The sequence below is a fragment of the Roseburia sp. CLA-AA-H209 genome (assembly GCF_020687575.1).
GTDB lineage: Bacteria > Bacillota > Clostridia > Lachnospirales > Lachnospiraceae > Roseburia_C > Roseburia_C amylophila.
This window is the reverse complement of record NZ_JAJEQU010000003.1, coordinates 242,584-256,012: the sequence shown is the minus strand read 5'-3', so window position 1 is coordinate 256,012 and position 13,429 is coordinate 242,584. Positions and strand designations below refer to the sequence as shown.

Below are 13,429 nucleotides of genomic sequence, written 5' to 3'. Positions count from 1 at the left end.
GCAACGCTGGCACAGGACGTGCCAGCGAGGCGCATCTGAACATGGATGTGAATATGCGCCGGTTGCCAGATGAATTAAACTTTATCCGAAATCCTTAGTGCCCCTTGCAGGCATTATGTGGCATCCGTATTCAACGGACGGTGGAGCTATCTTAAGTCAAAGCAACGGAAAGACAGTTTACAAGCAAGCAAAACAAAATTTTAGAACGGCTGGCATTTTAGTGTGCACAAAATAAAATGTCCTTTCATAGAAATAGAATTCTAAGTAAAACCGCATCTTCTTTTCCAATTGCTCTATAAATTACTCAACCGTAACAGATTTAGCAAGATTTCTTGGTTTATCCACATCACAGCCCTTTCCAACTGCTACATAGTAGCTGAACAGCTGCAATGGAATAATTGCCAGTGAATTGGCAAAATATGCATTGGTCTGTGGAATATAGATGACATAATCTGCTGTCTTTTCAATCTCTGTATTGCCTTCATTGGTGACTGCCATGACAAATGCGCCTCTGGTCTTCACTTCTACAATATTGCTGATGGTCTTTTTCAGCAGTGCATCCTGTGTTGCCACTGCAACGACCGGTGTACCATCTTCAATCAGGGAAATGGTTCCGTGCTTTAACTCACCTGCTGCATATGCCTCAGAATGAATATAGGAAATCTCCTTTAATTTTAAAGAGCCTTCCATGGAAATCGCATAATCAATTCCTCTTCCGATAAAGAAAATATCCTTTGCTGCAATAAAACGGTTGGCAAATTTCTGGATCTTCTCTTTATGGCTCAGTAACATTTCTACCTGATCCGGCAGCTTCTTAAGGTCACGAAGCATTTCTCCTACTTCTGCTTCCGTAACTTTACCACGAACCTGTGCAAATTTAATTGCCAGAAGATATTGTGCCACAAGCTGTGCACTGTATGCCTTTGTAGTTGCAACTGCAATTTCCGGTCCAGCCCAGGTATACATTACTTTATCTGCCTCTCTTGCAATGGAGCTTCCAACTACGTTTACAATACCAAGGGTCTTAACTCCACGCTCTTTTGCCATACGGAGTGCCGCCAGGGAATCTGCTGTCTCTCCGGACTGACTGATAATAATGACAAGGGCTCCGTCCTCTAAAATCGGATTCCGGTAGCGGAACTCGGATGCCACATCTACTTCTACCGGAATTCTTGCCATTCCCTCGAAAATATACTTACTGGTAAATCCGGTATGATAAGCAGAACCGCAGGCAACAATGTGAATTCTGCTGATATTTCTGATTTCTTCGTCACTCATTCCAAGCTCATCAATGACAATTCTGCCATCCTTGATACGCGGACTGATGGTATCTCTTATGGTCTTTGGCTGTTCATTCATTTCTTTTAACATGAAATGCTCATAGCCGCCTTTTTCTGCTGCATGAATATCCCACTCGATATGTTTGCATTCTTTTTCGATAGATTCCCCGTCTACATTAAAGAATTCTATTTTTTCCTCGGAGAGGCGGGCAATTTCTTCATTTTCAATAAAATATACATCTCTGGTATATTTTAAAATTGCCGGGACATCGGATGCAATCAGATTCTCCCCCTCACCTCTTCCTACAATCAGAGGACTGTCCTTACGGACTGCATAGATAACATCCGGATTCTCTGCAAAGATAATTCCCAGTGCATAAGAACCTTCCACACGATGCATGACCTTGGTAATGGTCTCCAATGGATTCCCGGTATAGTAATAATCCAGCAGCTGGGCCACAACCTCAGTGTCCGTGTCTGACTGGAACTTATAGCCTTTTTCTGATAACTTTTTCTTTAATTTCATATAGTTTTCAATGATACCATTGTGTACCACAGCAATCGTACCGGCTTCATTGAAATGTGGATGCGCATTGATATCACTCGGTGCACCATGGGTTGCCCAGCGTGTGTGACCGATTCCAACCGTTCCCGGCAAGGTAGCACCCTCATGGGTCAGCTCAGATAATACCTTTAATCTTCCGGTCGCCTTAGCCATGTTAATCTTCTTCCCATCAAAGATTGCCATACCTGCCGAATCATAACCACGGTACTCCAGTTTTGAAAGTCCATCCAACAAAATTGGTGCAGCCTGTTTCTTCCCTATATATCCAACAATTCCGCACATAATTCTTCCTCCTGCTTTTCTTTTACATTCTATTCCAATTGCTGTTGTTTCATCCTATCTTTTATAGAACTGTCTTTATCGTCCTTTTGACATTATATAAGAATAACCGGGGATTATCCAGTCCTTTTTTGAAATCTATATCAGCGCATGAACATAATAAAAACTTGCTGCAGATATCAATATGAAAAACATATAAATTCCACCGTATAACATACGATTTACTTTTTGTGGTATCTTTTCAAGTACCAAAGTCAGTCCTGTCGTGACAAAATATAGAAACGGAATCAGCATCGGCATCAGATACCGCCCCTGTGGCTGATAGTCACTATAAAAAGAATAATAAATACTCAATCCGCATGGAATTACCATGCATATCAGAAATGTGATATGCAGCAGTCTGTCTGACGAAAATATTTTTCTTTTCCACCCGCCTGCCAGATAGCCAATGATTCCAGCAAGAAAAAGTATTCCAATCCCCAGATAGCCCCTGCCCATCAGATTCCAGTCGCAGGTCCTTAATATTCCAATAAAGCTGATCAGTGATGTTCTCAGCCAGCCGGAAGTAAATAACATCTGATGCCATGACCAGCCCTGATGATATGGCGTCGGCCGTTCTGACGGACGGAATCCCGGCTGTGCATACATTTCCCCATATTTATCCGTTGTTCGAAGTCCAAGGAAATCACCATCATATAATATTGCACTCCGGATAAACCACCAGCCAGCTAAAAGTATTGCTACAATAGCAATTACTGCTGCCATCCTGAACATCCGATGCATGTCAGTTCTTTTTCCTTCACCTTCTATTTGCCTTTCCTTCCAGTAGGAAATAAAGAAAAACGGTATACTCATCAAAAGATAACCGTAGGCATTATAATAAGATAATGCACATAACCCTATTCCAGTTCCTAATAGGATACAGCTTTTCCAGTCCCAGTGTCTGTCCCTGCCCCTAAGCCAGGCATAAATAATCCATGCAATTGTAAATAATGCAAAGGAATCATTATTCAGATAACTTCCAAGATACATTACCTGGGGCAGCAGGGTTCCAGACATTACGAACAAAAATCTGCTTCTATTGGTTTGAAATAAGTACTCTCCTATCTGAAACATCAAATATGCCATTCCGGTTATGGAAAGTACACTGGTGAATCTGACTGCCACATACAGCCAATACACATTTGTGGTAAATAAAAAAGCTATTTTCAAAAAAACTCCACTTATCATATATGACAGAATCGGAGTAAATCCATATGATATTCCCCAGATTGGATTTCTTAGCGCCGGGTCCGTTCCATCAGGAAGCTTTCCATGGGACGCTATATAATTACAGATATCATATTTCATGGCTTCATCCGGCCCGCTCCCGGAAGTAGTTGCCATACTCCAAATTGTCAATGCCAGAAATAAACATATTAAATACCCTCTTTTCAGAGTCTGATTTGTCTTTTCCATTCTCATTTCCTTTTCATTATTAATTTCTTCTTCATGATGAATCGTTGGTATTATACTCCTGAAAACTTATCCAGACAACTAAGTGTTCTCTTACTATTTTCTTAAGACTTTCTTTACCCTATTGATTTTACAAAAACATACGTTATCATAATAAAGAATCAAGAAGTAATACTTTATGAAAGGAGCCAATGTTATGAAACTATCCATTGTAATACCAGTGTATTTTAACCATGATAACCTTCTTCCACTTTACAATGATCTGCGGGAAAAGGTTTTATGTAAACTGGATTGTGACTATGAAATTCTCATGGTTGATGATGGTTCTAAAGATAAATCCTATGATGTCATCTGCGAGCTTGCCCGCCTGGATACACATATTATCCCATTAAAATTATCCCGTAATTTTGGTGAACATGCTGCCATTCTTGCAGGACTCTCCCGCTGCAGTGGCGATTGTGCTGTCCGCAAAGCTGCCGACTTACAGGAACCGTCCGAATTAATCTTAAGTATGTTAGAAAAATACAGGGATGGTAATAAGGTAGTACTTGCTACCCGTGCTGACCGCGAGGAACCTCTTACACAGAAAGCTGTTTCTTCCCTTTATGCCTATATTATGAAGGAGGTTGCACTTCCCACCATGCCCAAAGGTGGATTTGACAGTTTTCTGATTGACCGCCAAATCATTGACCTGCTGGTCGCAATGAAGGAAAAAAATACCTCTCTTATGGGACAGGTCCTGTGGAGTGGCTTTCAGACTGCAACTGTTCCTTATATCCGGAAAAAAAGAACCATCGGACATTCCCGATGGACTCTTCACAAAAAAATAAAACTTGCCACGGATTCCCTGATAGGATTCTCCAGTTTTCCGATTACCATGGTCACTGCAGCCGGTGCCGGAGTATTTCTCTTTGCACTCATTCTGTTCTTTATTACAATTTACCGGAAAATGACCGGAATTATAACTGCAGAAGGCTATACCTCATTATTAATCGTACTTTTAATGGGTATGGGAATTATTATGCTTTCCATCGGTATTATTGGTTCCTACATCTGGCGTATTTATGATGCCACCAGAAACCGTCCACCATTCATTATTGATGAACCGATGACACCAAAGACCTCCATGGCAGACACACAAACCGCCTTACCTAAAACTGAAAATAAATAAACGGACTGCCCTTCACATAAGCCAGACCAAGGATAAGGCCTATCTCAACAAAGAAAATCACAAGAGACCAGAAATGATTTAAATCCATAACAGGATAAAAACCATTGACGGTCTTTTCTTTTTTCTTTGCTGCCCTAAGATATGCAGCCACTGTTGCAATGCAAAGAATAATAATTGCTGCAATGGCAAAGCTGTACGGATGTGTAATGCCCGCCCGGAAGCCAAATAACTGTTTTAATACCAGCCATGCCTTCGGCACATTTTCTGCCCGGAAGAATATCCAGCAGATGCAGACAAAAATGTCCGTTCCGAGGATGGATAAGGTATCCACCAGAACATTTTTCTTTCTCTCCTGCCCTTTCTGATACCCAGCCAGTTTCCGGAAGCCCTTGTGGATACAAAGAGCCAGTCCATGGAGACCCCCCCACAATACAAAGCTCCATTCTGCACCGTGCCAGAGTCCCCCTAAAAGCATCGTTATCATCAGGTTTACATAAGTACGAATACGTCCCTTGCGGTTACCACCCAGTGGAATATAAAGATACTGCATCAGCCAGCTTGAAAGGCTGATATGCCACCGTTTCCAGAACTCACTGACATTATGTGATATATATGGAAGGTTAAAGTTCACCGGTAATTCATAGCCCATACATTTTGCACAGCCGATTGCCATATCCGAATAACCGGAAAAATCCATATAAATCTGAATGGCATAGGCTGCTACTGCCAGTGCAACCGTTCCGGAACCAAATATCTGAGGACTACGATATACTTCATCCACAAATACAGAAATATTGTCCGCCAGTACCACTTTCTTAAACATACCAAATACAAATATCTGTATTCCACTTTCCAGTCCCGCAAGTGTAACCTTCCGGTTCTCCTTAAGCTGTGGCAGAAACTCCGATGCTTTTACAATCGGTCCCGCTACAAGCTGTGGGAAAAAACTTAAGTACAACGCAAACTGCAAAAAGCTTTTTTCTTTTTCTATCTTCCCGGTATAGACATCAATGGTATAGCTCAATGCCTGAAAGGTATAAAAGGAAATTCCTACCGGAAGAATCAGATTCAGCACTCCCGGTGTCAGATGAAACACATCACAAAAGGAAGTCACAAAGAAATCATAATATTTAAAAATTCCAAGGACCGCCAAAGGCGTGCCTACTCCAATCAGAAGAGAAATCCGGCTCTGCCGCAGATGCTTTTCATCTTTTTTTACCGCGGTAAAAAAGGAAATCCATGTAATTCCCATTAAAAGCAGGCAAAGCCGCATATTCCACCAGCCATAAAAAACATAACTGGCTATCAGAAGGATTCCCTGGCATATGATGCGGCGCTTTATTTCCGCAAAAGGCAGCACCCTCTGTACAAGAAGTAAAAGAAGAAGCACTACAAGAAAAAACAGTAAAAAGCTTACACTTGCAAAACTCATCTCTGCTCCTCCTCTCCGATTGCATCATAAATGCACTGTGCCAGAAGCTCATGTCCATATGCATTAAGATGCCCATAGCCAACTGTTGTATTATCAAATCCACTGGCTACGATATGCTCTTTCACATAGGCTTCCTCTACGGAATCTGTCATGTCCACAAAAATAATATTATATTTTCCACATAATTCTGCAAAAGTATCTCTGGTGTCCACACTTGCAGAGCATTCATAACTACCATCCTCTGTCAATGTCATATCCGGAATATAATAAATCACCGCCTGAACATCTGCTTCTTCCGCTGTCCTGCTGATATAGGCAAGCAGTTCCTCCGTGGCCGCATAGGTGTCATCACCAAATACATCATATCCGGCATTTTCCGTAATCGTTACATCTGCTTCGCCATTGTTCTGGCTCTGTAGATTCTTATACTGCTGATACAGCAGCTTGATATAAGGATTCTTTTCTAATACTTCCAGTGCCGGTATTCCGCTTCCCGCTGTCAGCTCAGGCATTTCATGATTCAATGCCTGCGCAGCTTCTACCGGATTCATTGCCAGTGTTCCGGTCTCTAACGCAACATATTCAGCAGGCCGATAAACCTTAAGGGCATTTTCCAAATTACTGATATTACGGTAAATGGTATGGGCTGACATTCCCACGTTGTATACATACCGGTTGCTTCCATCTTCGGCGTATTTCTCATTTAGCAAATAAGATACACAATCATCCTCGTTGACATACAGTCCTTCCGTCTGGGAAGAACCCATCATTAAAATAGCAGTCTTTCTTCCATCCGCCGGATAACTGTTGTTATAACCACTGTCATCGGTAGTTCCCATGGCAAAACCTTCCGTTCCTCTAGCCCAGAACGTATCTGCCTGTCTTACATAGCTGGTCACTCCATTTCCACATGGTTCATGTACCGGAGGGTTGTAATAAAATACGCAAAAAAGCGCCAGAATTGCAAATGCTGTAATTCCAGCTCCTATTACCTTTCCGATAAAGCAGAATATTGTTTTTCCTGTTGTATTCCCTTTTTCCGATGTTCTTCCCGCCATGGAGAACCTCCTGTCATGATATAAGAAACAACTTTTCTGAATTCGTTTTCCGTCTCTTTTTCGTCTCTTCCTTATTTCCTGCGAAAGAAAAGCTGTCCTATTCCAGACAGCTTTTCCTATGAATATTTTTATTTATCTTTCTTTACTGTGTCTGGGTATCCGCCTCTGTGTCCTCTGCCGTAAACGGATTTGTATCTCTTACTGTATCCGAAGCAGTCTTTCCAGACTCATTGATTACGGATTTACTGATATTCTTTACGGTCTGTGTTGTCTCATAATCTTCTACATCAAATAAATACTGATGCAGTAAATTCACATTGGTTTCCAGATCTGTAGGAACTACTACATCGCCAAGCTTTCCTCCCATACGCTCTGTGGTAAGCTGGAATGGCCAGCCCTGTGTATCTGCCAGTTCGTAGTCTTTGATGCCTGCTGCCAGTCCCAATATTTCAGAACTGCTAAGACTTGTGGAAATATCCGGGAATAATTTATCAATCACCTTATTTAATGTAGGAAGACTGGCTGCTTTTGCCTTCTCGACTATTTTACTGATAACGGTTCTCTGACGCTCGGTACGGCCGTAGTCATCACCACCGCTGTAACGGTCACGGCAATAAGCCAATGCCTGGATTCCGTTCACTGTCTGAAGTCCAGGTCCGGAAACTGCTGTTCCATTGGTTCCCATTACCTCATTCATCTCATTGATATATATTTTCATGGTTTCTGCTTCTTTGGAACTAATATCAAGTTCAATTCCACCCAGTGCATCTACCACTTCCATAACTGCATTAAAGTCCACAGCTACATACTCTTTAATATCCAGATCAAGATTCTTATTCAATGCTGCAACTGCACCGGTCGGACCGCCTTTTGCATATGCTGCATTGAGTTTTCTTAAATTGTCATCATCATCTACTGCCAGGAAAGAATCACGATAAACCGATATCAGTCTTACTTCCTTCGTATCATTATTAATACTTGCAATCATGATACAGTCACTGTTTCCGGACTCATATTTGCCGGTACTGCGGTTATCAATACCAAATAATGCAATGTTCGTATAACCATCTAACAATTCCTGGGTTTTGGCATCAATATTAATATTCAGCTTATCTTCATCCAAATCACCGGTATTATTGAGTTTGTTTAATTTAATAATTACAAATAATGCTGCCAGAAGAATTAAGATAACCAGTACTTCCACTATAAAAAGAATCAATTTTCTCTTTCTTCTCTGGCGTCTGGTCATTTTCTTTCTTTTACGGTTTCTATTATTACTACTTGTACTCATAAGTCATCTCCATTATCTTATTTTCCTGATGTTAAACAGTTTCTATTCATTTTTCAAAACAATTGAAACTAATATATAACAAAACACTTTTTGTGTCAATATTATCCATGATAGCTTAATATCCTTTTTAGAAAAATTAAGCGATTCTTAATCATTACACCCACGCTGTTATGGGAAAAATCGGATACATTCTTTTCATGCCTCCGGTAAAGAATCAATGGTTCCTTTAAAAATACCGTGCGGTGATATTTCAAATCACATTTCACACCAATCCACTGATCATGCATGGTAACATCCTTCGGAATCGGAAGTACTGCATCCAATACCTCTTTCCGAAATGCCATGCAACAGCCCATATAGGTATTCTTAATAATATTTTTAATCGCACCTCTTCCACTGTGGCGGTAAACAAAAAAGGACGGCATCAGTGTCTCTTTGCATGCAGCATCTGTCACTCTGGCATCATGAACCACAACCATGGCTTTCTTCCTCCGGAATACTTCCATGACTTTCTCTACTTTATCCGGCATCCAGACATCATCCTGGTCTGCAAGAAAAATATAATCGCCCCGGCACGCCCTAAGTCCTGCTTCCACATTGGCAATAACGCCTTCACCCGGTCCTTCCATAACACGGATTCTTGCATCCTGTTCCTGATAGGACTTAAGGATTTCCCTCGTAGTATCCAGTGAACCATCATCCGATACCACCAGTTCATCACCCAGTCCGATATTTTTAAGTATGCTGTCTATCTGTTCTCTGATATAGGTTTCTCCGTTATAGGTTACTACTAAGACCGATATCATTCTCTCTCTTCCTCTCCTGTAAGAAACAGTGTTTCATACTGCTGTACAATTGCTTCCCAGCTATACCATTTCTTCATTCTGTCCTTCGCTTTCCGGCCAAGCTCTTCCCTCTCTGCTTCATCCATAATATCCGCCTTCTGAATCAGTGTGGCAAGATTTCCGTTTTTCTTATTCCAGTACAGTGCGGCATCTTCCCCCACTTCTTTATTAAATCCCACATCTAAAAGCAGGTTCAGTTTTGTGGTACTGAGTGCCTCAAGAAGGGATGGATTGGTTCCTCCCACCTCATGTCCATGAAAATATCCATAAGCAAAGTAGCGGATTTCTGCCAGCAATGCAGCATCATACACGGTTCCCGCAAATTTAATCCGCTTGTCATTTAAAAAGCCGGTTTTCTCTTTTAAACTTTCATAAAAAGCATTTTCTTCCACATTTGTGATGATTACAAGATCTTTTGTGGAATCAGATGCCATAAATTCCCGAATCATTGTCTCGTAATTATTTTCCGGGACAAATCTTCCGACGATAAGATAATAATTTTCTTTTCTGATATCAAACTTCTGATACCATGCCAGCAAATCCTCTGTTGGTTCACCTGCTTTATAAGATAGTGTTCCATATGCGATAAATGTGGTCTTCGGCTGATATTTATGATATTCATCCCTGATATACTGTTCAATATTCTTTGAATCACAGACTAATAAATCTGCATGCTTTACCATTCCCTTTTCCGAATATTTCCAGTATTTACGAATCCATTTATTCCATTTTGCCCGCATAAATTCATGTCCATCCGGGTTTACATAAAGTGTACCAGACAACCAGTGCAGCTGCCTTTTAAAGTGCCCCACAAATGGTCCGATTCTGCATGCCAGCACATAGACAACGGCATCCTCTATCTTTTCTTTTTTAATTTTCTGAATGCAGTAACGAAATGCTGCCAAATCATAATACACGGCTCTCGCTGGTCCGATATCCGGCACCTTCACCCGGAAGCATTTCGCATTATGATAAGTAAATTCTTCATTATGGTCAGACATGCACGCCACATGGTACTGAATGTCTTCACTGACTGCCTGTCCGGTCAGATTCTCTACAAATGTCTCGAACCCGCCGTAAGCCGCCGGAATTCCTTTACTGCCTATAATAAATACATGTTTCATTTTCTATCCCTTATAAACTGCTGTAAGTTTTGCATCCAGCATAATCTGATATCCCGCTTTTTGCAGACGTCCGGCAAAATCTATTGCTCTCTCTAGCGGTTCTTTATCCAGAGCAATTCCGCCAGCCTTAAGATATGCTTCTTTCTTTATGATACACTGTTCCAACGGAACGGCGCTGACATTCTGCGGAAGCACTGCCCGGTTGAAATATCCCTTGAAGCAGACCGGAAGTTTTTCAAAAAGGTATCCCTTCTTTCCATCCGGTAATACGCCAATGCCTGCCGAAACTAACTTCCGGTGCTTTTTAAACCGGACACCTGTCAGTCCCACTTTATTTAAGCAGGCATATTGTGCCAGTTCTTTTCGTTCCCTCTCCCCAAGCAATCTGGTGCGACGGCTGTCATAAATGAAAAGATATTCCCTTGTGCTGTTTTCTACCAGTTCATTTAAAGCATCTTTTTCCTTTATTTCCGCAAGATTAATAAGCTCCGGCTCCGGAACTTCCTGTTCATAAATCACTTCATAAGAATTATGCCCCTGGGCTTCTTTAATCTCTGCCGGGATTTTCCGCCTCTGCACGTAAGCTTCCAATGCCCGCTTTCCCGCATCATAGGCATAATCCTTGGACAGGGAACTGCCTGCCGTGGAACCACTGTGTATTCTCCAATGATAAAGAATCTTTCGAATATGATAAATGGCATCCGTCTGCTCCGTCAGGCGGAGCACCAGTTCATAGTCCTGGGCACCATCATAGCAGGGATTGAAATCCCCCACCTTCTCTAACATGGTCTTCTTTACTACCAGAAAATGGCAGATATAATTATAATGCATCAGCAATTCCGGATTATAATCCGTCTTAAAATGTGGCCGGCTGTGTATCCCGGATTCTGCATCAATTTTATCTTCATCGGAATAAATCACCTGTGCATCCGGATGGGCATTTAACATCCGCACCACTTCATAAAGGGCATTGGCAGCCAGCACATCATCATGGTCCAATAATCCGATATATTCACCCATTGCCATCGCAACTGCCTCATTGGTATTCTCTGAAATCCCACCATTTTCCAACAGTCTGCGGTAACGTATTCTTGCATCCTCTTTATAATTTTCTGCAAGAAAACGTTCGATTTTATCGGTAGGGCTTCCATCTGCAAGACACAGTTCCCAGTTTTCATAGGACTGTCCCAGCATGCCCTCTATCAGTTCCCGTAAGAAGCATTCCGGTGTCTCATATAATGGTACTACAACAGAAACCAGCGGCATATGTTCAAACAACGTATTCCGCTGCACCTTCCATTCTTCTTTTGTCACCATATAATTCTGCCAGTTTTTCGTATATTCATGGTCTATGGGCTCATATTTTGTTTCCATTACTTTAATCGCCAGTCCCCGGAGTCCATGCTTGCGTATCATTCCAACTGCATATGCAGCCTTTTTCGTTAATCCCATTGCTTACTTCGATCCTTTTCCTGTTACAACAACCTGAATGGTCTTAAACAAGATTTTAATATCCAATGCCAGTGACCAGTTTGTAATATAGTAGGTATCCAGCTGTACCACTTCTTCAAAATCCGTAATGTCACTTCTTCCACTGACCTGCCACATTCCGGTAAGCCCCGGCTTAATTCCGAGTCTTGCCCGGTGCCTTGCCTCATATCCGGCAAATTCTTCCTCCGTCGGCGGTCTTGTGCCTACCAGACTCATATCCCCTTTTAAAATATTCCAGAACTGTGGCAGTTCATCAATGGAAAACTTCCGCATGAACCTGCCAACCGGAAATACTCTCGGATCATCTTCCATCTTAAACATCAGCCCTGACATCTCATTCTGCCCCATCAACTCTTTTTTCTGTTCTTCTGCATTTACATTCATGGAACGGAATTTATAAAAGCGGAATTTCCTGCCATTTTTCCCCACACGAATCTGGGAAAAGAAAATCGGTCCCGGTGACTGCTTCTTAATAATCGGTGCAAAAATAATGGTAGCAATACCGGCAATCACCAATCCCACAAAACCGCCAACAATGTCCATCAGACGTTTAAAAAACAACTGACGTGGTGTTGCAATACACATACTGGAAGTTAAGACCATATAATTTCCACACTGCTCGATTACTTTATTCGGCATCAGCTTGGAAGCATGTACCAGATTAAAATGCACCGTAACGCCCATTTCCAGCAGATCATCTGCCAGTGCCTGGCTGCTGGCTATAGTATTGCCATTAATAAACACTTCATCTACCACATTATTTTTTACATATTCAAAGAAATCATCTGCATTTGCTACCACCGGAATGCCCCGGATAATTTCTCCCTTACGCATTGCATCCACTACAACAACTCCGTGCACGGCAAATTCCCGATATGGCAGATTTTCAAATTCCTTAAGACAGCTCTCCACCAGTTCATCTGTCGTTACCACTATCATGGCAGACAGATTTCTGTCATTCATCATCTTTTTCTTAATAAAATTCTTAAGCCCGGAACGGCCGACAAATTCAAAAATCATAGACAGTCCCCAGAACATCAGGAAAATCTGTCTGGAAAAGTCAGACTGTCTGGTCCAGTATCCATATACCATCATTCCGGCAACAATGATTGTTGTATGAACAACAACATGCTTAAATTCCTGCGTATTCTTTCTCCGCAGAATGCTCTTATAGGATTCGCCGAAAAATACCACGCAGATATCAATCAAAATAAGGACTACCGCTAATCGCTGATATTCCTCATTTAAAAACTCATTTTTTCTTCCAAAACGCATAAAATAGGATAAGGCATATGCAAGTTCCAGACAGATAATATCCAGAATCGTAAAGTCAAGATGCTTCATCCAGCTTTTTCGTTCTTTTTTATACATAATCTATTCCCTCTTATGCAATACAAGCCATCTTTTTAGGAATATTATACCAGTCCTACCCTGTCAG

At 41.5% G+C, this 13,429-nt stretch carries 10 protein-coding genes; 1 reads left to right on the top strand and 9 read right to left on the bottom strand.

Annotated features, from left to right (window positions below):
- Nucleotides 1-300: 300 nt before the first annotated feature.
- Complete coding sequence (glmS, locus tag LKD41_RS04840) at nucleotides 301-2,127, bottom strand: glutamine--fructose-6-phosphate transaminase (isomerizing) (protein ID WP_227700566.1); 1,827 nt, start codon at nucleotides 2,125-2,127, stop codon at nucleotides 301-303.
- Between the two features lie 135 nt (nucleotides 2,128-2,262).
- A complete protein-coding gene (locus LKD41_RS04835; RefSeq protein WP_227700565.1) occupies nucleotides 2,263-3,582 on the bottom strand; it encodes an ArnT family glycosyltransferase in 1,320 nt (439 codons plus the stop codon).
- 193 nt (nucleotides 3,583-3,775) lie between these two features.
- Between LKD41_RS04835 and LKD41_RS04830 the strand changes: the two genes are divergently transcribed.
- Nucleotides 3,776-4,750, top strand: coding sequence for a glycosyltransferase family 2 protein (locus tag LKD41_RS04830; protein WP_117697452.1), 975 nt, complete (start codon nucleotides 3,776-3,778; stop codon nucleotides 4,748-4,750).
- On the opposite strand, the gene LKD41_RS04825 is transcribed toward LKD41_RS04830, so the two are convergent.
- The 7 genes from LKD41_RS04825 to LKD41_RS04795 form a co-directional block, all read right to left on the bottom strand.
- Entirely contained in the window at nucleotides 4,731-6,182 is a 1,452-nt protein-coding gene (locus tag LKD41_RS04825) for an MBOAT family O-acyltransferase (protein ID WP_227700564.1), read from the bottom strand. The genes LKD41_RS04830 and LKD41_RS04825 overlap by 20 nt on opposite strands.
- Nucleotides 6,179-7,240 carry an SGNH/GDSL hydrolase family protein gene (locus LKD41_RS04820; protein ID WP_227700563.1) on the bottom strand — a complete coding sequence of 354 codons (1,062 nt, stop codon included), beginning with the start codon at nucleotides 7,238-7,240 and terminating at the stop codon, nucleotides 6,179-6,181. Before LKD41_RS04820 ends, LKD41_RS04825 begins: the two co-directional genes overlap by 4 nt.
- Nucleotides 7,241-7,382: 142 nt before the next feature.
- Nucleotides 7,383-8,531, bottom strand: coding sequence for an LCP family protein (locus LKD41_RS04815; protein ID WP_117946448.1), 1,149 nt, complete (start codon nucleotides 8,529-8,531; stop codon nucleotides 7,383-7,385).
- Nucleotides 8,532-8,632: 101 nt separating this feature from the next.
- Entirely contained in the window at nucleotides 8,633-9,337 is a 705-nt protein-coding gene (locus LKD41_RS04810; RefSeq protein ID WP_022244441.1) for a glycosyltransferase family 2 protein, read from the bottom strand.
- The gene (cps2T, locus tag LKD41_RS04805) at nucleotides 9,334-10,500 is read right to left on the bottom strand and encodes a beta 1-4 rhamnosyltransferase Cps2T (protein WP_227700562.1); all 1,167 of its coding nucleotides are present in this window, start codon (nucleotides 10,498-10,500) and stop codon (nucleotides 9,334-9,336) included. The genes LKD41_RS04810 and cps2T overlap by 4 nt, the downstream gene beginning before the upstream one ends.
- A gap of 3 nt (nucleotides 10,501-10,503) precedes the next feature.
- Nucleotides 10,504-11,952: a glycosyltransferase family 2 protein gene (locus tag LKD41_RS04800; protein WP_118056463.1), complete on the bottom strand. Its 1,449-nt coding sequence runs from the start codon at nucleotides 11,950-11,952 to the stop codon at nucleotides 10,504-10,506.
- Between the two features lie 3 nt (nucleotides 11,953-11,955).
- Complete coding sequence (locus tag LKD41_RS04795; protein WP_227700561.1) at nucleotides 11,956-13,362, bottom strand: sugar transferase; 1,407 nt, start codon at nucleotides 13,360-13,362, stop codon at nucleotides 11,956-11,958.
- Nucleotides 13,363-13,429: the final 67 nt, after the last annotated feature.

What these genes read in the sequence shown, in the direction of transcription:
- glmS (WP_227700566.1), bottom strand. Translation starts at nt 2,127, where the DNA reads ATGTGCGGAATTGTTGGATATATAGGGAAGAAACAGGCTGCACCAATT.
- LKD41_RS04835 (WP_227700565.1), bottom strand. Translation starts at nt 3,582, where the DNA reads ATGGAAAAGACAAATCAGACTCTGAAAAGAGGGTATTTAATATGTTTA.
- LKD41_RS04830 (WP_117697452.1), top strand. Translation starts at nt 3,776, where the DNA reads ATGAAACTATCCATTGTAATACCAGTGTATTTTAACCATGATAACCTT.
- LKD41_RS04825 (WP_227700564.1), bottom strand. Translation starts at nt 6,182, where the DNA reads ATGAGTTTTGCAAGTGTAAGCTTTTTACTGTTTTTTCTTGTAGTGCTT.
- LKD41_RS04820 (WP_227700563.1), bottom strand. Translation starts at nt 7,240, where the DNA reads ATGGCGGGAAGAACATCGGAAAAAGGGAATACAACAGGAAAAACAATA.
- LKD41_RS04815 (WP_117946448.1), bottom strand. Translation starts at nt 8,531, where the DNA reads ATGAGTACAAGTAGTAATAATAGAAACCGTAAAAGAAAGAAAATGACC.
- LKD41_RS04810 (WP_022244441.1), bottom strand. Translation starts at nt 9,337, where the DNA reads ATGATATCGGTCTTAGTAGTAACCTATAACGGAGAAACCTATATCAGA.
- cps2T (WP_227700562.1), bottom strand. Translation starts at nt 10,500, where the DNA reads ATGAAACATGTATTTATTATAGGCAGTAAAGGAATTCCGGCGGCTTAC.
- LKD41_RS04800 (WP_118056463.1), bottom strand. Translation starts at nt 11,952, where the DNA reads ATGGGATTAACGAAAAAGGCTGCATATGCAGTTGGAATGATACGCAAG.
- LKD41_RS04795 (WP_227700561.1), bottom strand. Translation starts at nt 13,362, where the DNA reads ATGTATAAAAAAGAACGAAAAAGCTGGATGAAGCATCTTGACTTTACG.